Source organism: Nonomuraea sp. NPDC003709 (assembly GCF_040610775.1).
In the GTDB taxonomy this organism is placed as follows: Bacteria; Actinomycetota; Actinomycetes; order Streptosporangiales; family Streptosporangiaceae; genus Nonomuraea; species Nonomuraea angiospora_A.
On sequence record NZ_JBEXMW010000008.1, the window covers coordinates 90,482 to 111,142 of the forward strand.

The 20,661-nt window shown below is 71.9% G+C and carries 19 protein-coding genes; 9 read left to right on the forward strand and 10 right to left on the reverse strand.

Translation table 11 applies throughout. The annotated features are described in order from the left end of the window. Positions 1-6: 6 nt before the first annotated feature. A complete protein-coding gene (locus tag ABZX61_RS24800; RefSeq protein WP_350739386.1) occupies positions 7-531 on the reverse strand; it encodes a helix-turn-helix domain-containing protein in 525 nt (174 codons plus the stop codon). A gap of 81 nt (positions 532-612) precedes the next feature. Here ABZX61_RS24800 and ABZX61_RS24805 point away from each other — a divergent pair, with 81 nt between their 5' ends. Further along, positions 613-1,986 carry an MFS transporter gene (locus ABZX61_RS24805; protein WP_355198003.1) on the forward strand — a complete coding sequence of 458 codons (1,374 nt, stop codon included), beginning with the start codon at positions 613-615 and terminating at the stop codon, positions 1,984-1,986. A 29-nt stretch (positions 1,987-2,015) separates the two neighbouring features. Here ABZX61_RS24805 and ABZX61_RS24810 read toward each other — a convergent pair whose 3' ends face one another. Continuing rightward, the gene (locus ABZX61_RS24810; protein ID WP_355198005.1) at positions 2,016-2,951 is read right to left on the reverse strand and encodes an NADP-dependent oxidoreductase; all 936 of its coding nucleotides are present in this window, start codon (positions 2,949-2,951) and stop codon (positions 2,016-2,018) included. A gap of 308 nt (positions 2,952-3,259) precedes the next feature. Between ABZX61_RS24810 and ABZX61_RS24815 the strand changes: the two genes are divergently transcribed. From ABZX61_RS24815 to ABZX61_RS24835, 5 genes are all read left to right on the forward strand, one after another. Next, a complete protein-coding gene (locus tag ABZX61_RS24815; RefSeq protein ID WP_355198007.1) occupies positions 3,260-4,627 on the forward strand; it encodes an ATP-binding protein in 1,368 nt (455 codons plus the stop codon). Positions 4,628-4,758: 131 nt separating this feature from the next. Further along, complete coding sequence (locus ABZX61_RS24820) at positions 4,759-4,959, forward strand: hypothetical protein (RefSeq protein ID WP_355198009.1); 201 nt, start codon at positions 4,759-4,761, stop codon at positions 4,957-4,959. Positions 4,960-5,035: 76 nt separating this feature from the next. Beyond that, positions 5,036-5,638, forward strand: coding sequence for a TlpA disulfide reductase family protein (locus tag ABZX61_RS24825; protein ID WP_355198011.1), 603 nt, complete (start codon positions 5,036-5,038; stop codon positions 5,636-5,638). Then, positions 5,635-7,422, forward strand: coding sequence for an ABC transporter ATP-binding protein (locus tag ABZX61_RS24830; RefSeq protein WP_355198013.1), 1,788 nt, complete (start codon positions 5,635-5,637; stop codon positions 7,420-7,422). The genes ABZX61_RS24825 and ABZX61_RS24830 overlap by 4 nt, the downstream gene beginning before the upstream one ends. Then, complete coding sequence (locus ABZX61_RS24835; RefSeq protein ID WP_355198015.1) at positions 7,419-7,874, forward strand: S26 family signal peptidase; 456 nt, start codon at positions 7,419-7,421, stop codon at positions 7,872-7,874. The genes ABZX61_RS24830 and ABZX61_RS24835 overlap by 4 nt, the downstream gene beginning before the upstream one ends. 24 nt (positions 7,875-7,898) lie before the next feature. On the opposite strand, the gene ABZX61_RS24840 is transcribed toward ABZX61_RS24835, so the two are convergent. Both ABZX61_RS24840 and ABZX61_RS24845 read right to left on the reverse strand, forming a co-directional pair. After that, positions 7,899-8,381: a hypothetical protein gene (locus ABZX61_RS24840; RefSeq protein WP_355198017.1), complete on the reverse strand. Its 483-nt coding sequence runs from the start codon at positions 8,379-8,381 to the stop codon at positions 7,899-7,901. Between the two features lie 57 nt (positions 8,382-8,438). After that, a complete protein-coding gene (locus ABZX61_RS24845) occupies positions 8,439-9,959 on the reverse strand; it encodes a serine/threonine-protein kinase (RefSeq protein ID WP_355198019.1) in 1,521 nt (506 codons plus the stop codon). A 118-nt stretch (positions 9,960-10,077) separates the two neighbouring features. On the opposite strand from ABZX61_RS24845, the gene ABZX61_RS24850 reads away from it, so the two are divergent. Further along, positions 10,078-10,518, forward strand: a complete 441-nt coding sequence (locus ABZX61_RS24850) for a hypothetical protein (protein ID WP_355198021.1) — start codon at positions 10,078-10,080, stop codon at positions 10,516-10,518. 39 nt (positions 10,519-10,557) lie between these two features. Then, on the forward strand, positions 10,558-11,286 hold the full coding sequence (locus ABZX61_RS24855) for a winged helix-turn-helix domain-containing protein (RefSeq protein ID WP_355198023.1): 729 nt from the start codon (positions 10,558-10,560) through the stop codon (positions 11,284-11,286). Positions 11,287-11,289: 3 nt separating this feature from the next. Here ABZX61_RS24855 and ABZX61_RS24860 read toward each other — a convergent pair whose 3' ends face one another. The 3 genes from ABZX61_RS24860 to ABZX61_RS24870 form a co-directional block, all read right to left on the reverse strand. After that, on the reverse strand, positions 11,290-11,952 hold the full coding sequence (locus ABZX61_RS24860) for a class I SAM-dependent methyltransferase (protein ID WP_355198025.1): 663 nt from the start codon (positions 11,950-11,952) through the stop codon (positions 11,290-11,292). 299 nt (positions 11,953-12,251) lie between these two features. Beyond that, a complete protein-coding gene (locus ABZX61_RS24865) occupies positions 12,252-13,208 on the reverse strand; it encodes a cyclase family protein (RefSeq protein WP_355198027.1) in 957 nt (318 codons plus the stop codon). A 228-nt stretch (positions 13,209-13,436) separates the two neighbouring features. Further along, entirely contained in the window at positions 13,437-15,767 is a 2,331-nt protein-coding gene (locus tag ABZX61_RS24870; RefSeq protein WP_355198029.1) for a WD40 repeat domain-containing protein, read from the reverse strand. Between the two features lie 152 nt (positions 15,768-15,919). Here ABZX61_RS24870 and ABZX61_RS24875 point away from each other — a divergent pair, with 152 nt between their 5' ends. Next, entirely contained in the window at positions 15,920-16,141 is a 222-nt protein-coding gene (locus ABZX61_RS24875) for a hypothetical protein (RefSeq protein ID WP_355198031.1), read from the forward strand. Positions 16,142-16,182: 41 nt separating this feature from the next. On the opposite strand, the gene ABZX61_RS24880 is transcribed toward ABZX61_RS24875, so the two are convergent. The 3 genes from ABZX61_RS24880 to ligA form a co-directional block, all read right to left on the reverse strand. Beyond that, positions 16,183-16,524 carry a hypothetical protein gene (locus tag ABZX61_RS24880; RefSeq protein WP_350739345.1) on the reverse strand — a complete coding sequence of 114 codons (342 nt, stop codon included), beginning with the start codon at positions 16,522-16,524 and terminating at the stop codon, positions 16,183-16,185. Positions 16,525-17,282: 758 nt separating this feature from the next. Further along, on the reverse strand, positions 17,283-17,939 hold the full coding sequence (locus ABZX61_RS24885; RefSeq protein WP_355198033.1) for an HNH endonuclease family protein: 657 nt from the start codon (positions 17,937-17,939) through the stop codon (positions 17,283-17,285). Between the two features lie 518 nt (positions 17,940-18,457). Then, the gene (gene ligA / locus ABZX61_RS24890) at positions 18,458-20,533 is read right to left on the reverse strand and encodes an NAD-dependent DNA ligase LigA (RefSeq protein ID WP_355198035.1); all 2,076 of its coding nucleotides are present in this window, start codon (positions 20,531-20,533) and stop codon (positions 18,458-18,460) included. Between the last annotated feature and the right edge of the window lie 128 nt (positions 20,534-20,661).

Genomic DNA, 20,661 nt, shown 5'->3' on the forward strand with positions numbered 1-20,661 from the left:
GACACGTCAGGCGGTGTGCGGCAGGGGTTCGAGCATGCGGTGCGGACGCCGTAGGGCGCGGCTGACGGGGTCGTCCCGGAGGAGGTCGGCGTCGGGGCCGGGGCGTACCTCGATCTCGGTCAGCTCGGGACGGACGCCGCAGGCCGGGCACATGCCGTAGCCGTCGATCCTGGTGTCGCAGGGCACGTGGCAGAAGATCCGCCGCGGCTTGCCCGACAGGTGGCGTTCGCCCCAGCTGCTCAGGGCGAGGGCGGCCGGCCAGAGCTCCTGCCCCATCTCGGTCAGGACGTACTCCTCGCGCGGCGGCGACTCCTGGTAGCGGTGGCGGCGCAGGACCCCGGCGTCCACGAGCGTGGTCAGGCGCTGGGACAGCACGGCCCGCGGGATGTCCAGGTGGGCCAGGAAGTCGCCGTAGCGGCGCACGCCGTACAGGGCGTCGCGGACGACGAGCATCGTCCAGCGCTCGCCGACCAGCTCCAGAGAGCGGGCGAGCGAGCAGTCCTGGCCGTCGTAGTTCTTGCCGAGCGCCATGACCCCCAGGGTAATTCATTCATTGAACCTTGGCGTGTTAGCGTGTGCCTCTCAGTTCAATGAATGAACCAAGGAGACGCCGTGACACTCACCCGATCGGCTCCCGCCCCGACGACCCCGCACGCGGCGGGCACGGTGGCCGTGGCGGCCTGCGCCGCCGCGCTGCTCGCATTGGTCAACTACACGGTGCCGATGGTCACGCTGTCCCAGGCCGCCGCCGACCTCGGCTCGGGCCCCACCGGTCCCGCCTGGATGCTGAACTCGATCTCGCTCGGCCTGTCCTCGCTCCTGCTGGTCGCGGGCGGGCTCGCCGACGACCACGGGCGCAGGCGCGCCTACGTCGCCGGCACCTGGGCGCTGGCCGCCGGAGCCCTGCTGGCGGCGCTTTCCGTGAACACCGCGATGTTCGTCGTGGCCAGGCTGGTGCAGGGCGGGGCGAGCGCGGCCATGCTGGCGGGCAGCCTGGGCATGCTCGGCCACGCCTACCCGGGCGGCCCGGACCGCGTCCGGGTGACCGGCCGCTACGGCGCGATGCTGGGGCTGGGCATCGCCCTGGGGCCGCTGCTGTCGGGCTCGATCGCCGCCGCCTGGAGCTGGCGCGGCGTGCACGTCCTGATCGCCGTCGCCGGCGCGGTCCTGGCCGTGGCGGCCGGCCGGGTGCTGCCGGAGTCGCGCAGCGAGCGCCGCCGCCCGCACGACCTGCCCGGCGCGATCACCCTGGCGCTCGGCACCGCCGCGCTGCTCGCCGGGGTCACCGAGGGCCGGCTGGGCTGGAACCGGCCCGTCGTGTACGCGTCGTTCGCCGCCGCGGTCGTGCTGCTGGCCGCGTTCACGCTGATCGAGAACCGCCGCCGCGAGCCCCTCGTCGAGCTCGGCCTGCTGCGCCGCCCGCTCTTCCTGGTGGCCACCTCGGGCGCGTTCGTGACCGGGATCGCCGTCATCGGGATGATGAGCTACCTGCCGACCGTGCTCCAGGTGACCCGCTCGCTCACCCCGCTCACCAGCGCCGTGCTGTTCTCGCTGTGGTCGGGCATGTCGTTCCTGGCCTCCCTGCTGGCCCGGCACCTGCGCGTCCACTCGGGCGTCCGCCTCGCGCTCGGCCTGCTCCTGTCCGCCGCCGGAGCCGTGCTCACGCTCGGGGTCGCGGACGCCGCCCCCTGGACGCGGGTCGTCGCCGGCCTGGTGGTGGGCGGCGTCGGCAGCGGGCTCATCAACGCCTCGCTGACCCATCTGGCCATCGAGAGCGTGCCGCTCGCCCGGGCGAGCATGGGGTCGGGCGCCAACAACACCGCCCGGTACGTCGGCTCCTCCCTGGGTGTGGCCGCCATGGCCACCACGATCGGCGCGCTCGGCTGGCAGCACGGCACCGACGTCACCACGGTCGCCTACGCCGCCATCGCGGCCCTCGCCGCCGCCCTCACCCTCACCCTCACCCTCGGCCGCTCCCGCACATGAGCGCGTCGCGCCGTCAGACCGTGGCGGGCTCAGGGGACGAGGACCAGGCGGCCGCGCAGGCCGCCCTTGGCCAGGCGGCGGTGGGCGGCGGCGACCTGGTCCAGGGGCAGGGCCTCGGCCACGCGGAGGGTGAGGGAGCCGGCCTCGACCAGCGCGACCAGGTCCGCGAGGCGGACGCCGTCGGCGCGGATCCAGTGGTCGAACACCTGGGTGCCGCGCAACGGCAGCGGCGCCCCGCCCGCGACCAGCGCGGCGAAGACGCCGCCCGAGCGGACGGCGTCCAGGGCCGCCGCCCCGGTCACCGCGGCGTCCAGCGCCCCGTCCACGCCGCCCGGCACGAGAGCGCGTACGGCCTCGCCCAGCCGCGCCGTACGCGGCACGAACCACTCGGCGCCGAGCCCGCGCACCAGCGGCTCGTCCTCGGCGCCGGCCACCGCGACCACCCGCAGCCCGCGCGCGGCGGCCAGCTGCACGGCGAACCCGCCCACGGCCCCGGCCGCGCCGGTGACCAGCAGCGTCCGCCCGGCGGCCAGCTCCAGCCGGTCGAGCGCCTGCACCGCGGTGAGCCCGTTGAGCGGCAACGTCGCGGCCTCCACCGGCGAACGGCCCGACGGCGCGCGGGTGACCGCGTCCGCGTCGAGGACCACGTACTCGGCCTGGGCGCCGAGCGGCACGTCGAGGCGGTCCGACAGGCCGATCACCCGCTCGCCCGGCACGACACCGGTCACGCCGGGGCCCACCGCGTCCACGATTCCGGCCACGTCCCAGCCGACGCCGATCACGTCCCGGGCCGGCAGCAGGCCCGCCTCGCTGAGCGCCCCGGACCGGGTGGCCAGATCGACGGGATTGACCGTCGCCGCCTCGACCCGGACGCGGACCTGCCGCTCCCGGACTGCGGGCACCGGCACGTCCGCGATCTCCAGCACCTCGGGCCCGCCGAAAGCGTGAATGACGACTGCGCGCATCGATAACTCCCTCATCAGGTTTCGCTGCGACAAACCTACGGAGAGCTGCTCTCCATCGGGAAGTACGCACTTCGAGGTGCGTACCGCACGCGGACGAGCGCGGCTGGCTTCTACGGCCGAACCGGCACCCTCCAGCACCTGCTGATCATGGTCTGTCCCGGACGCGGCGCGCGATGGCCGGTCACCGCTGAACACGGAGAGTATTCGCAAGCGACCCGGTACCCGTATATCCGCAGATCAGCCATCATGTTGGGAAGGGGGTACACGGGTGAGCGTCACCCGTGGTGATACGGGGAGGCCGGAATGAGATGGTGAAACGGCTGTTTCCACGCTCGATCCGGGCGCGGCTGACCACGGTCGCGACACTGGCGGCGGCGGTCGTCTTCACCATCACGGCCGCCATCACGCTCGCCACCGCGCCCGCCAATCTGCGCGGGGCCGTGCAGACCAGACTGGAGCTGGCCGTCCGCCGGGTGGCCGGCGAGCTGGAGTCGGGAGAGTTCCACACGGTGCTGCAGACGCCGTCGCGGGTCCAGCTCCTGCAGGTGGTCTCGGCCCGCGGCAACGTGATCGCGACCAGTCCCGGCGTGAGCAACATCCCGACCCTGATGAGGTTCCGGGCGGACCAGCCCGAAAAGATCTACATGACCGAGCTCACGCTGTCCCCCCATCTCACCGAGCCCGAGGCCCACTACCTGGTCATGGCCCTGAAGGTGAGCTCGCCGATCGGCGTCACCACGGTGTACGGGGCGGCCTCGCTGACCGACGTGGACAAGGCCATCAAGTGGGTGGAAGTCCTGATGTTCCTCGGCATCCCGCTCATCCTGCTGAGCGTGGCCGGCATCGCGTGGGCCGTGGTCGGGGCCGCCCTGCGCCCGGTCGAACGCGTACGGGCAGAGATGGCCGAGATCACCGGCCAGGACCTCAGCAGGCGCGTGCCCGTGCCCGACACCGGCGACGAGATCACCGACCTCGCCACCACCACCAATCACACCCTCGACCGCCTCGAACGCACGGTCGAGACCCAGCGCCGCTTCGTCGCCGACGCCTCCCACGAGCTCCGCAGCCCCATCTCGGCCCTGCGCGCCCAGCTGGAGGTGGCCAGCGCCTATCCCGACGAGACGGACTGGCGGGCCACCGGCGAGCAGGCGCTGGCCGCCGCCGACCGCCTGACCGGCATCATCGACGAGCTGCTGATGCTGGCCCGGCTGGACGCCGGCGCGGTCGGCGAGCGCCGCGTGGTGGACCTGGTCCGCGTGGCGGAGGAGCAGGTCAACCGCCGCGCGGGCGGCCGGGTGCCGATCGTCGCCGACCTGTGCGTCTCGGCGCCGGTCTACGGCTCGCCCCTGCAGCTCGACCGCCTGCTGACCAACCTGCTCGACAACGCCACCCGGCACGCCGCCACCCGGATCGACCTGGAGGTGGCCGTGGACGGCGACAAGGTGACCGTCACGGTGACCGACGACGGCGACGGCATCCCGCCACAGGATCGGGAGCGGGTCTTCGAACGCTTCACCCGCCTGGCCCCCGCCAGGGCCAAGGACAAGGGCGGCAGCGGCCTCGGCCTGGCCCTGTGCCGCGACATCGCCGCGGCCCACGACGGCACCCTCAGCCTCGCCGACCACTCACCCGGCGCCCGCTTCGTGGCCGTCTTCCCGGTGCCCGAGCGCTCCTGACATCGCTGTTCGGAACTTTTCGGAACACGGCGTATTCCTTGTTGGGCCCGGGCACCCGAGCCAAGGTGAAGGTCATCCAGGTTCCCGTACCTCCAGCCATCCGTGCAGAGCACAGGGAAGGAATCACCCCGATGACCGCGACGATCGCAAGACTCGCCGACAAACTACTCCAGCGCCTGGTCCCGCGCGCCGAGGCCGCGGCGGCCTGCCCCGGGTGCGGCTCCGACTGCCAGACCCGCTGCTGCACCACGGGGGCGCGCGTCATGTACATCACGTGCTGCCCGAGGATCGGCAGCACCGGTTGCAACTGCTACTCCCGAGGCGACTGCTGACCGACGAGGGCGCCTGCCGTCACCCGTGCCCGGCACGCGGTGACGGCCGGGTGAGCCCCGGGCTAGCCGGCTCGCCATGATCGTCTCCCGTCTCGACGAGCTCGTGGAGCTCTTCTCGCCCACCACAACGAAGGGGAACAGCATGACCGTGCTCGTCGTCGCCGTGGTCCTGGTGGCAGCGCTCTGCCTGCTGGATCTGCTGCTGACGTTCGGGGTGATCAGACGGCTCAAACAGCACACCGTTCACCTCGAGGACCTGCTGCAGCGCCGCTACCTCGGCCAGGACATGCTGCCGGTCGGCTCGCGGATCGGTGAGTTCGAGGCGGTGACGGCCGACGGGCGGACCGTGTCCGGTGGCACGCTGACCGGCAACACCGTGGTGGCGTTCTTCTCGACGGAGTGCGGGCCGTGCAAGGAGGCGCTGCCGGGCTTCGTGGAGGCGGCGCGGGAGACGCCGGGGCAGGTCCTCGCCGTCGTCGCCGGTGACGCGGAGCGCGCGACCGAGATGGTCGAGCGGCTGGCGCCCGTCTCGCTGGTGGTGGTGGAGGAGATGGGCGGGCCGGTCAGCCGGGCGTTCGAGGCCAACGCCTTCCCCGCGTACGGCGTCGTGGACGCCGAGGGGTACGTGATCGCGACCGGGCCCGACATCATGCGGTCGCCGGTCGTGGCGATCGGGTGAGGTCGACCGCCGGACAGGCCCTGGCGCTGGTGTGGCGGGCCGCCTCCGGCACCCTCCTCGCCTACCTGGCGAGCGTGCTGCTCGCCTCGGCCGTGCCCGTGGTCATGGCGTGGCTGACCAAGCTGATCCTGGACGGCCTCGTCACGGGCGGCGTACTCCTGCCGCTCGCGGCGGGCCTGGCCGCGAGCGGGCTGGCGGGGGCGCTCGCCCTGCAGGCGGGGCAGTATCTGCGGGCCGAGCTGGACCGGCGGGCCGGGCTGAGCGCGCGGGCCGGGCTGTTCGCGGCGGTCGAGCGCTGGCGGGGGCTGGCCAGGTTCGAGGACCCGGCCATGCTCGACCGCCTGCGGCTGGCCGAGCAGAGCGCCGCCGCGCCGGGCCGCGTGGTGGACGCGCTGTTCGGCCTCGGACGCGGGGCTGTGACGCTGGCCGGGTTCGTCGGCTCGCTCCTGGTGATCAGTCCCGCGTTCACCGCCGTCGTGATCGGCTCGGCGCTGCCCGCGCTCGTCGCGGAGCTGCGCCTGGCGCGGGGGAGGGCGCGGGTGCAGTGGGAGATCGGCCCGGCCGAACGCCGCGAGCTGTTCTACGGCACCCTGCTCGGCAGCGTGGACGCCGCCAAGGAGATCCGCCTGTTCGGCCTCGGTGGCTTCCTGCGCGGCCGGATGATCGCCGAGCGGCGGTCGGTGGACGCCGCCGAACGCGGCCTGGACCGGCGGGAGCTGGCCGTGCAGAGCGCGCTCGCGGCGCTGTCCACGCTCACCGCCGGAGGAGGGCTGATCTGGGCCGTCGGGAGCGGGATGTCGGTCGGCGACGTGTCGATGTTCATCGCCGCGGTGGCCGGGATCCAGGGCGCGATCGAGGGGCTGGTCGGCTCCACCGGCCAGGCGCACCACCAGCTGCTGATGTTCGGGCACCACGCCGCCGTGCTGCGCGCCGAGCCCGACCTGCCCTCACCGGAGACGGGCGGGCCGTCGCCGCTGCGGCGCGGCATCGAGCTGCGTGACGTGTGGTTCCGCTACAGCGAGGAGCATCCGTGGGTGCTGAGCGGGGTCAGCCTGTTCATCCCGTACGGCCGGTCCGTCGCGCTGGTCGGCCGGAACGGCGCCGGCAAGAGCACGCTGGTCAAGCTGCTGTGCCGGTTCTACGACCCGCAGCGGGGCGCGATCCTGTGGGACGGCGTGGACCTGCGCGACCTCCCCGTCGAGGAGCTGCGCGCCCGGACCGGCGCGGTCTTCCAGGACTTCATGGCGTACGACTTCAGCGCCGCCGACAACATCGCCGTGGGCGACCTGGCGGTGCTGGGCCGGGCGGCCCCGGTCGAGGAGGCGGCGCGGCGGGCCGGGGTCCACGACGACCTGGCCCGGCTGCCCCGCGGCTACGACACGGCCCTGACCCGCATGTTCTTCGGCGAGAGCGAGGACGGCGAGCAGGAGACGGGTGTGCTCCTGTCGGGTGGGCAGTGGCAGCGGGTGGCCCTGGCCCGCGCCTTCCTGCGCGGTGACCGGGACCTGATGATCCTGGACGAGCCGAGCGCCGGGCTGGACGCCGAGGCCGAGTACGAGGTGCACAGCCGGCTGCGGGAGATCAGGGCGGGCCGGACCAGCGTGCTCGTCTCGCACCGGCTCGGCTCGATCCGCGAGGCGGACCTGATCGCGGTGCTGGTCGAGGGGCGGCTGGGGGAGCTGGGGCGGCACGACGAGCTGCTCGCCCGTGGAGGTCTGTACGCGAGCTTGTGGGCGAAGCAGGCCTCGGGATACATCGACGCGGAGGAGCAGCGCATCCCATGATCTTCATTGTCGTCGCGGCACTCGTGGCCGTGCTCTTCTGGGCGCTCAGGAAGCGCTACCTGGTGGTGACGGTGCGGGGGTACAGCATGCGGCCCTCCTACCTGCCCGGGGAGAAGGTGCTGGTACGGCGGACCGCCGCGGCGAAGGTCCGGCGCGGCCAGACCGTCGTCTTCGAGGCGCCGGGCCGTATGGGGGAGGGGGCGGTGGCGGAGGCCGCGCCGCCGCCGCCCGGCTCCTTTGCCGTGGACGTGGGTCTGCTGATCAAGCGGGCGGTGGCCACGGGCGGCGATCGCGTGGACTTTCCCGTTCCCGGGGCGGGGCCGGTCGTGCCGGAGGGGCATCTGGCCGTGCGGGGCGACAACGTTGACGAGTCCTTCGACTCCCGAGATTTCGGATATGTCCCACCAGAGCGGGTGGTGGGCGTCGTGGTGCGCCGCCTCGGAGCACCTTAGCCACGCGGGTCGCCTTTGCGCCGGTCACTGCCCGCGCGGGTCGCCGCCTGCGCGGGCCAGGTCGGCGAGCTCGGCGATGACCTGGCGGGCCGCGGCCTCGGTGATCGGGTCGGGGGTCCGGCTCGCCGCCGCCACGATGAGCCGGTAGCCGAGGACGGCCAGCTCCTCTCCCAGCGGCCAGACCGGGTCGTCGGGTCGTGAGGTGGCCGGGGTGCGTACGGACCGGGCGGCGACGCGGCGGTGCGCGTCGAGCCAGGCCGCCGTCTCCTCCGCACGGCAGCCGCAGGCCCTGGTGAAGGCCACGACCAGCTCCCGGCGGGGCAGCCGGTTACGGCCGAACGCCGAGGCCAGCGTGCTGTACGGCAGGAAGTCCCCGGCAGCCGCCGCACGGGCTTCGAGCTGCCGGTACGTCAGCCCCGACCACGCCTTGAGGCTGCGCAGCCCCGCGACGAACTCGGCGGGCGTACGCAATCCGATGGACGGGATGGCGGCGGCATGGTCGGTCACGGGTGAAAGAGTCGATCAAGGAATGTTGAGCCCGCGTTGAGCATGCGTCGAGCGCCCTCAGTCCGGCCGGTAGTCGCGCATGTAGCGGGAGACCTTCTCGGTGTAGTCGCGCCACCGTTCGGGGATGCCGCGCGCCCGCTTCAGCGGGTCGACGCCGCTGCGGTAGAGGGCGGCGAGCTTCAGCGCCGGGTCGCCGGGCAGGTCCGCGACCCTGGGGCCCAGCGTGCACAGGAACCGTCCCATCGACAGGATCGACAGCTCCGGGCTGAACGGCGGCACGGGCTTCGGGCTCTGCAGGCCGCCCGGCTGCCAGTACCAGAGCACCGACGGGGTCCACCTGGAGATGCCGTACTCGTCCTTCACCGGATCTGACAGGCCGGGGTCGTAGCCGGACTCCGCCTTGAGCATCGCGGCGATCAGGGCCGGGCTGAGCCCGGGCTCCCGGCAGTACGTGCCCGCCTGCACGATCAGCTCGCGGTACTGGCCGGGGATGTCGGAGCCGTCCCGCAGCCACCGGCTGGTCGAGCCGCTCGCGGGCGGCGTGCTCGCGGCCGCGCGGGTGCCGCCGGGCTGGTCCGGGCTCTGGGTGAGGTTGACGGCCACGACGGTGACGGCGGCCGCGGCCACGACGGCCGCCGCACCCCCGGCGATCGCCCTGCGCCGGCCCTTTTCGGACGGCCGCATATGCGCTTCCCCGCCCGACGACGGCCCCTGCGCTTCCCCGCCCGACGGCCGTACCTGCGCTTCTCCGCCCGACAGCCGCACCTGCGGTTTCCAGCCCGACGGCGGCACGGCGGTGGACGACGACAGGGCCGCGGCGTAGGCGGCGGCGTCGGGCCAGCGGGCCTCCCTGCCGGGATCCAGGGCGCGCATCACGGCGGCGTCGACCGCATCCGGCACCTCGGGACGCAGCGCGCTCGGCGGCACCCGCTGCTCCGGCTTGGCGGGCACCCTGCCGGTGAGCATGTGGTAGGTCAGCGCGCCCAGGCCGTGGACGTCGGCGCGCGCGTCCGGCGCGCCGTCGAAGTAGAGCTGCTCGGGAGCCTGGTAGCCGGGCGAACCCGCGGGCAGCGTCAGCCCGCTCAGGTGGTCGGTGGACCGCGCGATGCCGAGGTCGGCCACCATCACCCGCTCACCGCCCTCGGGACGCGAGCAGAACAGCACGTTCGACGGCTTCAGGTCGCGGTGGACGACCCCGATGCTGTGCAACACGGACACGCCCTGGCAGATGTCGCGCATCAGGCCGAGCGCCTCGTCGACGGTGAGCGCCCCGCCGGACAGGCGGTCCTCCAGCGTGCCGCGGTCGGCGTAGGTCATCACGAAGTACGGGCGGCCGTCGTCGAGTTCCCCCACGTCGAAGACCTGTACGAGCAGGTGGGAGTCGGCCCTGCGCAGCAGCCGCGCCTCCTGGAGGAAGCGCCCGCGCACGTCGGGCTGGCGGGCCCAGTTGTCGGCGAGGATCTTGACGGCCACCGGCGAGCGCAACTCGTCGTCATGGGCCAGATAGACGGAGGCGAACCCCCCGACACCGATGAGCTGCTCGATCCGGTAGCGACCTGCTTGGGACGGAGCCGTCATTCAGCTCATCATCGCCGATCATCGTGGATCCGTCCACGCGCCCTGGTAGCTACCAGGTTACGGAAATGGCCCCGCGCCCCGCAGGATCGACGCGGATACCGACATCGGGAGGAAAAGCATGATGAGTATCCGACGGGCCGCGCTCGCCGCGGCCTTCGGGCTGGCGATCGCGGGGGTCGCCGGCCCAGCTGCGGGGACCGCCACGGCCGCCGCGGGCGACGCCAGCCCGTGCGGGAAGCCGTTCCGGCACGGTAACGACACGGTCCAGAACTGCCCCGACTGGTCGCCGAGCGGGAGCATCCCGGTCTACGAGTCGCCGGCCAAGGGTAAGATCGTCGGCTACATCGATCCGGCGGGGGACGACTGGTACCTGTGCGAGAAGGCCGGGGCGAGCTACACGCTGGGCTCGTACCGGAACTACTGGTGGGCGGCCACCATGGCCGACAACGACAGGTGGGGGTACGTCAGCGAGGTCTACTTCCGCGGGGGCGGCAACGACGAGTCCGACGGCGGCCTGCGGGAGTGCAGGCGCCCGGGTGGCAAGCCGTTGCCCGTATGACCTGGACACCTTCACCGGCACGCGAGTAGGGTCCCGCGGATGCACAGCACCATCTTGATCCAGATGGCGGCGGCGCCTACCGACGACCGGCCGTACTCGCTGGAGCTCGCGCCCGGGGAGCAGGCGCTCTTCGGGCGCGGGGCTCCCGGCTCTCCCGTGGATCTCCGGCTGGACGACGCCGCGGTCTCCCGGCGCGCCGGCGAGATCGTCGCGGTGGGGGACTACTGGCTGCTGTCCAACCTCAGCACGTCGAAGACGTACGTCGTGGAGAACCCGGAAGGGGGCGGGGAGTTCGTCAAGGTGCCGCCGGGGCGGATGGGGGCGCCGATCCCGTTCGAGTTCTCCAGGGTGAGTCTGCCGGCGGTCGACGGCACGGTCTCGTTCCTGGTGTTCGCGCCGCAGCACGTACATGTGCCGCCGCACCGCGCCGACGAGGGCGCGGCCACGCAGGTCGCCTACCCGCTCGACCAGAACGCCAAGTACTTCCGCATCCTGGTGGCGTTGTGCGAGCCGCGCCTGCGCGACCCCTCGACGTCGCGCATACCGACGATCCCCGAGATCGCCGAGAGGCTCCCAGACCTGGAGCTGAGCCGTACCGCCATCGGCTTCCACATCGGCTACCTGGCCGAGAAGAAGCTGCACGTGAAAAGCCCGCAGGGCGGTGAGGGCAAGGCCGACTGGCAGCGTCACGCGCTGGTGTCGCTGGCGCTGAGGTTCGACCTCGTGACCGGCGAGCACCTGGCCCTGCTGCCGGTGCCCGGCCGCTGAGCGTCAGCCCGGCCGGAACGCCCTGACGGCCAGGACGGACGGTACGGGGCGCTCCTGCGGCTCGTACACGCGCCCGACGGCCAGCCCGGCGTCGACGAAGGCGTTCATCAGGTCGGACAGCGGCACGTGGCTCATCCCGACCCGGTCCCGGACCCCGCCCTTGCGCCACCACGGCGAGCGCTTGTGCCACCCCTTGATCCGGTACGTGGGATGGATGATCACCGCGCCGTCCTCGCGGGATTCGATGTGGGGGCCGTTGAAGCACGGGTGCACCCCGTAGAACAGCAACTGGCCGCCCGGGCGCAGGACCCTGGCCGCCTCCCGCAGCAGCCCGGCGAAGTCGGGGATGTCGGTCGAGACCCAGATCGCGGTGACGGTGCCGAACGTGCCCGTGGCGAACGGCAGGGCCGTGGCGTCGCCCTGGAGGAGGGGCGCGGGGTCCCGGCGGCGGGCCAGGCGCAGCTGGTCGGCGGAGCGGTCGAGGCCGATGACGGTCCGGCCGGTGGAGCGGATGGCATCGAGATAGAGGCCGGTGCCGCAGCCGACGTCCAGGCACGGCCCCTCGCCGGGGCCGAGGAGGTCGACGATGTCCTGCGTGGTGATGTAGGCACTGGAGCCGATGTACTCGTCGTACCAGTCGGCCTGGCCGTCATAACGCGCGGTCATGATCTATTGATACCTGCCGTGGCGGGGCATCGGGGGCGTCCTTGCAAGGGCGGTCAAGGAAAATTACTCACCAAAGCTATACAAATCGGACTTAAGGCCATAATCTCGACATGCCCCAGCCCGGGGAGCTGGCTGGGGCACCAAAACCTCATGGCGGGTCACCGGGAAGCCGAGTGGATCGCCCGCACCATCGCCTCGGAACACCGGCAAGCGGAGGCCATCGCCTCGATCGCCGAGGTCGCCGTCCCATCCCGGCGCCTGCTCGCCAAGGTGGCGTCGCACCTCCGCGTGAACCGCGGTCAGAACGTGGCGATCGGGTTGACCGGACTGCCGGACGTACCGGCGAAGCGGACCGGCGCGACTGCGAGGTGGAAGTCCCACTGGCCGAGCTCGGCGGCCGTCGTCGCGCACGCCTCCAGGTCGCAGTTGTCGAGCATCCACAGACCCATGGCGACGAGGCTCACGGCGTGAACCGGCATCAACACGTCGTCGTATCCCGACGGCTGAACGTCCTGGGGGGTGTCAGCGCCGATCAGCGCGACCTCCCGTTCATGCAGCCATGGCAGGCAGGACGCGTGCCACCCGGCCTGCGTGAAACCGTTGACCGCACCGCTCTCGTGCCGGGCGCGGCCGTAGCCGGTCCGCAGGAGTACCGCGTCGCCGGGTCGCACCCGCACACCCTGGCGACGCTCGGCCTCCTCGAGGTCGTCGGGAAACACGCCCTGTCCCGGTTCCAACCACGGCACATCCCGCACGCTCGCGATGTCCAGCAGGACACCACGCGTGATGATCCCGTTCGCCGCCGCCGTGACGGACGCCCACGCCGATCCCGTTGCGGCGTCGACCAGCGAGTGCGACCGCCCGTTGTACATCGTGCCGTCCCAGAAGATGTGGCACGGCGAGTCGATGTGGGTGAGGGTGTTGCCGTGGAACGTGATGCCGAGCCGCTCGGACGAAAAGCCCCAGCGCCGGTCGTTGTGGAATGCGGCCACCGGCATGTTCTCGGCCCCCGGCATGTCGGCGGCGCATGGGCACGTCGTCGTCGACCGCTCCATGTCTTCCGGTACGGCGACCTCCCATGCGCACGACACGCTCCTGCCGTGGCGCACGGCCCGCGCCGCCGCCAGCCGGACGTCGTCGGTGATGTGGTTCAGAGTGCCGAGCTCGTCGTCGTCGCCCCACCGTCCCCAGTTCGACAGCGTGTCGAAGTATCCGAGCACGTCGTCCTGTGTGGGCATCGGTCGCTCTGCCGTCATCCCAGCATCGACTCCTCCGGTCACGTGGTTCGAGGCACCGCAGGCAGGGTATCCCGCCCTATGACCTCGCCGGGGCCGGAGAGACGGTGTGACCTCGATTCGCGTCTGAGGGCGACCCCGACCTCCGAAAGCACCCAGCAGGAAAGATCATCCAGGCCATCGCCGTGACCTTCTCCGCCATGGTGCTCGGCGTCGCCCTCCTCGCGGGTCCGGGCTTCGGATGGTGGGTTACCTGGGGGACATGACGGCGATGTCGTCACCGAACGCGACGACCAGCCGGCCGCCCGACGCGACGGCGACATGCGACACCGCGCCGGGCAGATCCGCCTGTCGCAGCTGGCGCCCGCTGCCCAGATCCCACATCCGGACGGTTCGATCCGCGCCGCCGGTCACCACGGCGGGGCGGCCGTCCAGTTCGGTCACGGCCACGGCCTTAACCGGTGCCGTGTGCCCGATCAGGGGGTCTCTGACCAGTTTTCCGCTGTTCAGGTCCCACACCCGGACTGTCTGATCCGCACCGGCGGTCACCGCGACCGGGGCGCCGTCCAGGTCACTGATCGCGACGGCGTTCACGGCTCCGCTGTGACCTGTCTCCGGCTGACAGACCGGGCGGCCGCTGGACAGCCACCACACCCGGATCTCGGGCGTGTCGGATCCGTGTCCGGCGGTGACCGCCACGGCGCGGCCTCGAAGCGAGCCGACGGCTGCGGCGGTGACATGGGTGTACCCGCCGCCGCGCCCGGCGACGGCCGTACACATGGAGCCGCTGTCCAGGTACCACACGCGCGCCTGGTTGTGCCGTCCGCCGGTCACCACCACGGGGCGGTCGGTCAGCCGGCCGGTGGCGAGCGCGGTGATCCGGCCGTTGTGGTCCTGCCGGTAGTCCGAGGTGGTGAACGTGATGTCCAGCTCCTGACCCTCAGGCAGTCGCAGCAGCCGCGGCACGAATCGCTGATTACAGGTGATCACCGCTACGGGGTCCCCGTGGAAGTCGGCCAGGGCGAGCTGTGTCCGTCCTTCTCCGGTGGGGATGGCGGGGGCCACCGCAGTGCCGTCGGCCAGGTCGGTGACGCACACGTACCCCTCGCCCCATCTGGGGTCGTCGGCGGGGCCGTCGTGGTGGGCCGTGACGATGACCTCGCGGCCGTCGACCTCGCAGACCGTCAGGGCGGTGATGTCGCCCGGCAGGCCGCGCGGCGCTCCGGCGGCTGGTGCGGCGCACGCGGCGGTCAGGTCCCACGCCTGCACCACGGACGAGAGCATGCCGCTGGTGACGGCGATCGGACGGCCGCCGGCCTCGGCCACGCGGATCGCGTCAGGTTTTCCGCGCCCCGGAGGCAGGGGCGCGCACAGCGGCTCTCCTGTGGCGAGGTCCAGCACTCGTACGCGCCCTTCGCGGTCGAGGGCGACCACGATCGAGCGGCCGTCGAGTTCGGCGGCGGCGAGCGAACTGCTGCCACGCGCCAGCACGTCCTCGGGCAGCAGTTCGCGAACGAGAGTCCCCTCGCGCAGATCCCGCACTTCGACCGGCCCGTCGTAGCCGCCGGTGACCACGACGGGGCGGCCGTCGAGAGACAGGGCGAGCAGGCTTTCCGGCCGACCGGAAGTCTTTGTCGGCGCTGCGACCTCCGTCCCGTCGAGGGGATCCCACACACGCACGAAGCCGTCGTAGTCACCGGTGACCGCGACCGCGCGGCCGTCCAGGGTCGTCGTGGCGATCGAGATCACCCTCGTGTCGCCGTGCGCCTCGAACGGCCTGCCCAGAGGGCGCTGCGCGAGCAGGTCCCAGACTTTCACCGCCGATCCGCCGGAGATCGCCACCGGACGGCCCGCCACCGTGGTGACGGCCAGCGGATCGCTTACGTGGCCTTCGGTGACGAACGGCGAACCGACGCGCTCCCCGGAGCCGACGTCCATCACCCAGACGCTCGCCCGTACGAGGTCGTCGACGATGCTGTACCCGCTGACGACCAGCGATCGACGACCGTCGAGCACCACGCTCTCCAGGGCTTCGACTCCTCCGTCGTCGAACACGGGCCTGCCGACGCAGCTGCCCGACGCCAGGTCCCAGGTCCAGCCGTCACGGCCGAAGGCCGCGACCGTCACCACGGCTTGGCCCGGCGACCCGCCGGCCGCCATCGCCCAGACTGCGGCCAGCCCGAGCCTTTCGTGGTCCGGCAGATCGGCCGACCACAGCAGCGCGCCCTTCAGCGACGTGCCCGTCGCCCACTCCACCCGGTACGGAGCGGCCGCGCCGTGCTCGTCCGGCGCCTCGGCGAGCCGCCGCCCCAGATCATCGGCTTGCCACCGGGCGGCGTCCACGGTCAGGACCTGACGGCGCGCGGCGGGAGGCAGGTCACGATGCCGGCCGGCGGACGTGCGGTAGACCGCCGCGGCCAGTCGCGCCTCGGCGCCGTCTGCTCGCGACGCGAGCGCCATCACCTCGTCGGGGTCGGCGTGGATCAGGAAACGCGGATCGCCCAGCGTCTCGTCGGCCGACGCCTGGCCCGAGGCATGTGCCTGGCCGGGGCCGGGTAAGTCATGATCGCCAGTAGACACGACGAGCAGGCTAACACCGGCCCGCGCCGCTGGTGCCCGGATGCGGCAACCACCCCTCGTCCACGACCTCGACGATCGACTCGCCCGGCACCGCGCGCAGCCGGATCACGATCCCTCGCCCTTGCCCGTGGCGCGCTTACACCATCAAACCCTTGCGCCTGCGCTGTGCGAGCCGGTCAGTGCGCCTTACGCGCCTGAAAAGATCGTCTCGCTTTGACCTGCAAGGAAGTCGTGTCCTCATCAAGGCCGCCGACCCAAGCCGCGACACCCGCTGTACGGCGGTGCCGGAGAACCTCAGGGAGACGATCACCATCGCGATCAAGACCTGCGCCTGCAAGGGGCAGCAATGCCGCGACGAAATCATCTCGCGCTGACGCCGACCGATGCCGGGTGAAGGCTGCCCCGAGAGTGAGGGTCAGCCCGCTATGCCCTCCTCCTCACCCGTGGGCTCGGTGCCCGTCATGAGCCCGGCGTTCGTGGTGCCGAACTCGTACAGATAGACCGGCTTCTCCTCGCGCAGCAACTGCAGGATCCCGGTGAGCTGCGACAGGTTGAGATGGATGAAGATCTGGCCCGCGGCCGCGTCGATCACCGGCGGCGCCAGCGGGGTGCCGTCGGGGTAGAAGTAGGCGTAACCGCGGTAGGCGCCGCCCTCGTACAGGTAGATCCCGGTGACGGCGACGCCGGGGCTGAGGTTCGTGGTCGGCCTGGAGGACCAGACTCGCACGCTGTAGCTGTCGATCGTGTAAGTGGCCATCGTCTCGCTCCTTTCCGCTCCTTAGGAGGGACGCCCACGACGGCTGATACGTGATGCGTGTCCGCATGCGGCCAGGACACGCGGCGCTGGACATCTGTGGCGGCAGCGGCGGCGCGGTCACAGGACGACCTCGGAGATGCCGACTGTGGTGGCCTGCCAGCCGCGGCGGGCAGGCTGTGGCGGGCAGGCTGTGGCGGGCCGGCCACGGCGGGTCGGCTGTGGTGGGGCGGCCACGGTGGGTCGGCTCCAGTGGGTTGGGTGCGGTGGGTTGGCTGCGGTGGGCCGCCCGGAGCGCGTTGACGCCCTCGCCGCATCTCACGTCGAGTGCCTGGCACGGCGGCAAGATCCTCGGCCCTGGCTACGAGCACGCCGTTGGGTTGGCACTGAATACCTGGTCACGGCTGCGGTGCATCGTGTCCGAGGGCTGGGTGCTCATGTCGCGTGGACCTTGCGTGGGACGTCGGGGGTGCTCGCGTGTTGTGTCCGCTACCGCCCCGACGACCCCTCGCTCCCTCTGAACTGCCCCGCAGACGCCTGCGACAAGAGCCCCGAGCCTTGGACGTCCCCCCGCCGAGCGCCTGCTGGAGGCCTTCCTCGGGGCCGCTTCCCTGGACACCACCGCCCCGTACTTCCGCGCCGGTACCGCCGAACAGGCCGCCGTCGCCGACCGCATCTTCGGGCAGCGACAGCCCCTCGGGCCGTACCGCCAATTCCTGCGCGGTTCCTCCTCGATCCCGAGTCAGGTCACAGGCGATGTGTCAACGTCCCCGGCAGGTGCGGAGCATGTTGAGCAGAGCCTTCTTCTCCTTTCTTGTCACGAAGAGCCGGTAGTGGTGCTTCACGGTGATCCATGAGGTCGCGTAGCGGCACCAATAGGCGCGGCGCGCCGGACGCCAGCTCTGCGGCCCCTGGCCGCCCTTGGCGATGTTGGCGGAGTGGCTGACGACGATCAGCTCGGGTCGGGTGAGGTCGTTGGCGAAGGCGCGCCGGCGTGCCTGGCTCCACCTGCTGGCGCCGGAACGCCAGGCGTACGACAGCGGCACGACGTGGTCGACGTCCACATGCTTCTCGCTCTTCAGCCACTTGCCGTCGTACGGGCTGTACCAGAGGCCCTTGACGGGGTAGCACGTGGCGTTCTTGCGCACGCGTCGCGCGTCGCGGGCCAGCACCGTCTCCCGGGTGTCGCACTTACCCCTGTGGTGCGCCCATCGGGGCAGGAAGCGCCGGTGGGCATAGCCGCGGATCGATAACGCCCTGGCGACCTTCAACTGGGACAACATACGGCGGGCGAGCGCGGCGCCGGCTTCGGCCTGCGGCCGCTTGCGGGTGTCGGCCGCCGCCGGCGGGATGGCGATGATCGGGAGGACCAAGAGGGCGAGCACGGTCACGTGGATTGTCCGCCTCAAAAGGATCATGGTTCCATCCATACCCGGTAACTCCCCGTTGCGGGCGGCGCTACTCAGTGCGTCACGTTCCTGTGGCGCGGCGGCACTGTGCCCTGCGAGGCTGATCAGTACGGCCCGGTGAAGACGGCCCCAGGACACCTGCGCAGCCCTCATCCCCGCTGAGCGCCCGACTTTTCGGCCGCCGCCCGCCAACCCGTGCCCAGCGCCCCCCCACGCCGCCCCGAGCGCTCCAGCCAAGGAGGCGCCGGTAGCGCATTAGCCTGGCACGGCGGCTCGTCGAGATCACCAAAGTTCATGTCCATATCGGGCACTTCTGCGTTGACGGGCACAAGATGGGCGCGGGGCGGCTCAGGTGGGGTCCACGGGGTGTGCTTCCGGTGAGGGCGACGCCGACGCTCCAGCTCACCCCGCCGAGGACTGGGCTGCGCTGGGTGCTCATCCAGTCAGTCGTAGTCGCGGCGCGAAGAGCCGTACGGTCCTCGAGCCGGCCAGCCGGGACACCGCGTTCCGGCGTGGCGCCAGGGTGCTCACAGGAAGGCGCTGACCTGCGTGGCGAACTCCTCCGGATCGACGATCCGCACGCCCAGGCTCTCGGCCTTGGCCCGCTTGGACCCGGCCTTGTCGCCCGCCACCAGCAGCGACGTCTTGGCCGAGACGCTGGAGGACGCCTTGCCGCCCGCGCGCTCGATCAGCTCGTTCATCTGGTTGCGGCTCAGCGCCTCCAGCGCTCCGCTCATCGCGCCGGTCACCACGACGGACATCCCAGTCAGCGGCAGCTCGGACGCGCCGTCGGCGTCCGCGTCACCAGGCTCGGCGGGTGGTGTCCAGCCCGGCTCCGTCATGGAGACGCCGGCCTTGACCAGCTTGTCGATCAGCGGGGCCAGCTCGATCAGCTCGGCCACCACGACCGGGGCCTTCTCCGGGCCGATGCCGTCCACCTGCTGGATCGCCTCGGCGTCGGCGGCGCGAATGGCCTGCATGCTGCCGAAGTGCCTGGCGATGCGGCGGCTCATGGACCGGCCGGTGCCGCGCACCCCGAGCGCGCAGAACACCCGGCTGAGCGGCTGGCCCTTGGCCCGATCGAAGGCGGCCAGCAGGTTGTCGGTGCTGGTCTCGCCCATGCGCTCCAGGCCGAGCAACTGCTCGCGGGTCAGGAAGAACAGGTCGGCGAAATCGGCGATGAGGCCCGCGTCCAGCATCTGCTTGATGCGGTTCTCGGCCAGGCCCTCGATGTCGAGCTGGTCGCGGCCCGCGGCGTAGACGATGGAGGCGATTGCGCGGCACTGGCGCCCGCGCACGCACCGCCACCGCTCCTGCGAGTTGTCGATGGCGTCGCCACAGGACGGGCAGGCCGCCGGGATCTCGATCGGCTGCTCCTCACCCGTGCGCAGATGCACGACCGGCGCTTCGACCCTCGGGATGACGTCGCCCGCCTTGTAGACGGTCACGCTGTCACCGAGCATGAGGCCACGCCGGGCGATGTCGGCGGGATTGTGCAGGGTGGCGTAGGTGACGATGCTGCCGTCGAGCTCGACCGGCTCCAGCACGGCGCGTGGGGCGATGATGCCGGTGCGGCCGGTGTTCCACTCCACGGCCAGCAGCTTGGTGATCTTCTCCGTGGCGGGCAGCTTGTAGGCGATGGCCCAGCGGGGCGCCCGCGAGCTGAATCCGGCCTCGGCCTGGTCGGCCGCGAGGTCGCATTTGATCACGATGCCGTCGATGCCGAACGGCAGCTCGGCGCGGACCGCCGCGATCTCCCCCACCCGCTCCTGCACGCGCTCAACGCTGTCGGCCACTATCCCGGCGACCGGCGTGACGGCGGTGGTCTGCACACCCTGCGCGGCCACCCAGTCCATGATCTGGCTGTGCGGCAGCTCCCGCAGTCGTACCGCCAGTTCAGAGTGGTCGTCGGGCGGCGGCACCACGCCGTAGCCGAAGAAGGTCAGCTCGCACACGTACGGCCGGTCCTGCGCGCGCAGCGTGCCCGCGGCCGCGCTACGCGGATTGGCGAACGTGGTGCCGTCGTGGGCTTGCCGCTTGGCGCAGGCCTCCTCGAACTGGGAGGCGGTCATCATGACCTCGCCGCGCAGCTCCACCGTGACCGGCTCGGCCAGCCGATCGGGCAGCCCGACGATGGTGCCGATGGCGTGCGAGACATCCTCGCCCGCGCTGCCGTCGCCCCGCGTGACCAGCTGGGCCAGGCGGCCATGCCGGTAGCGGGCCGAGATCGCCAGCCCGTCGAGCTTGGGCTCCACGCTCCACGCCGTCACCGGACGGCCCAGCCGGCGCTCCAGCGAGGCCGCCCAGTCGGCCAACTGCTCGGCGCCGAACACGTTGTCCAGGCTCAGCATCGGCACCGTGTGCGGCACGTCGCCAACCACGGCCCCGCCGGCCACCTTGCCCGTCGGCGAGGACGGCAGCACCGCCTCGGGGTGGGCCTCCTCGTACGCCTGGATGCCCCGCACCAGCCGGTCGTAGGCGTCGTCGTCAAGCGTGGAGGTGCCGTCGGCGTAGTAGGCGGCGGCGGAGTCAACGGCGAGCTGAACGGCCTCGGCGTAGGCCGTGTCATCGGCGAGGACGGTGAAGGGCGGCGTCTCGGTCATGGCACCACCATGCCGGTAGCCACCGACAATTCCGAGACCCAGATCCTCTCCAAACCGGCGATCGGACTGCGGCGCTACGGACGCTGCCCCGACACGGATCGGCGGTCATGATGGCGCAGCAGCCGCCA

What these genes read in the sequence shown, in the direction of transcription:
- ABZX61_RS24885 (WP_355198033.1), bottom strand. Translation starts at nt 17,939, where the DNA reads ATGATCCTTTTGAGGCGGACAATCCACGTGACCGTGCTCGCCCTCTTG.
- ABZX61_RS24815 (WP_355198007.1), top strand. Translation starts at nt 3,260, where the DNA reads ATGGTGAAACGGCTGTTTCCACGCTCGATCCGGGCGCGGCTGACCACG.
- ABZX61_RS24825 (WP_355198011.1), top strand. Translation starts at nt 5,036, where the DNA reads ATGATCGTCTCCCGTCTCGACGAGCTCGTGGAGCTCTTCTCGCCCACC.
- ABZX61_RS24850 (WP_355198021.1), top strand. Translation starts at nt 10,078, where the DNA reads ATGATGAGTATCCGACGGGCCGCGCTCGCCGCGGCCTTCGGGCTGGCG.
- ABZX61_RS24855 (WP_355198023.1), top strand. Translation starts at nt 10,558, where the DNA reads ATGCACAGCACCATCTTGATCCAGATGGCGGCGGCGCCTACCGACGAC.
- ABZX61_RS24880 (WP_350739345.1), bottom strand. Translation starts at nt 16,524, where the DNA reads ATGGCCACTTACACGATCGACAGCTACAGCGTGCGAGTCTGGTCCTCC.
- ligA (WP_355198035.1), bottom strand. Translation starts at nt 20,533, where the DNA reads ATGACCGAGACGCCGCCCTTCACCGTCCTCGCCGATGACACGGCCTAC.
- ABZX61_RS24810 (WP_355198005.1), bottom strand. Translation starts at nt 2,951, where the DNA reads ATGCGCGCAGTCGTCATTCACGCTTTCGGCGGGCCCGAGGTGCTGGAG.
- ABZX61_RS24835 (WP_355198015.1), top strand. Translation starts at nt 7,419, where the DNA reads ATGATCTTCATTGTCGTCGCGGCACTCGTGGCCGTGCTCTTCTGGGCG.
- ABZX61_RS24845 (WP_355198019.1), bottom strand. Translation starts at nt 9,959, where the DNA reads ATGACGGCTCCGTCCCAAGCAGGTCGCTACCGGATCGAGCAGCTCATC.
- ABZX61_RS24820 (WP_355198009.1), top strand. Translation starts at nt 4,759, where the DNA reads ATGACCGCGACGATCGCAAGACTCGCCGACAAACTACTCCAGCGCCTG.
- ABZX61_RS24800 (WP_350739386.1), bottom strand. Translation starts at nt 531, where the DNA reads ATGGCGCTCGGCAAGAACTACGACGGCCAGGACTGCTCGCTCGCCCGC.
- ABZX61_RS24860 (WP_355198025.1), bottom strand. Translation starts at nt 11,952, where the DNA reads ATGACCGCGCGTTATGACGGCCAGGCCGACTGGTACGACGAGTACATC.
- ABZX61_RS24865 (WP_355198027.1), bottom strand. Translation starts at nt 13,208, where the DNA reads ATGACGGCAGAGCGACCGATGCCCACACAGGACGACGTGCTCGGATAC.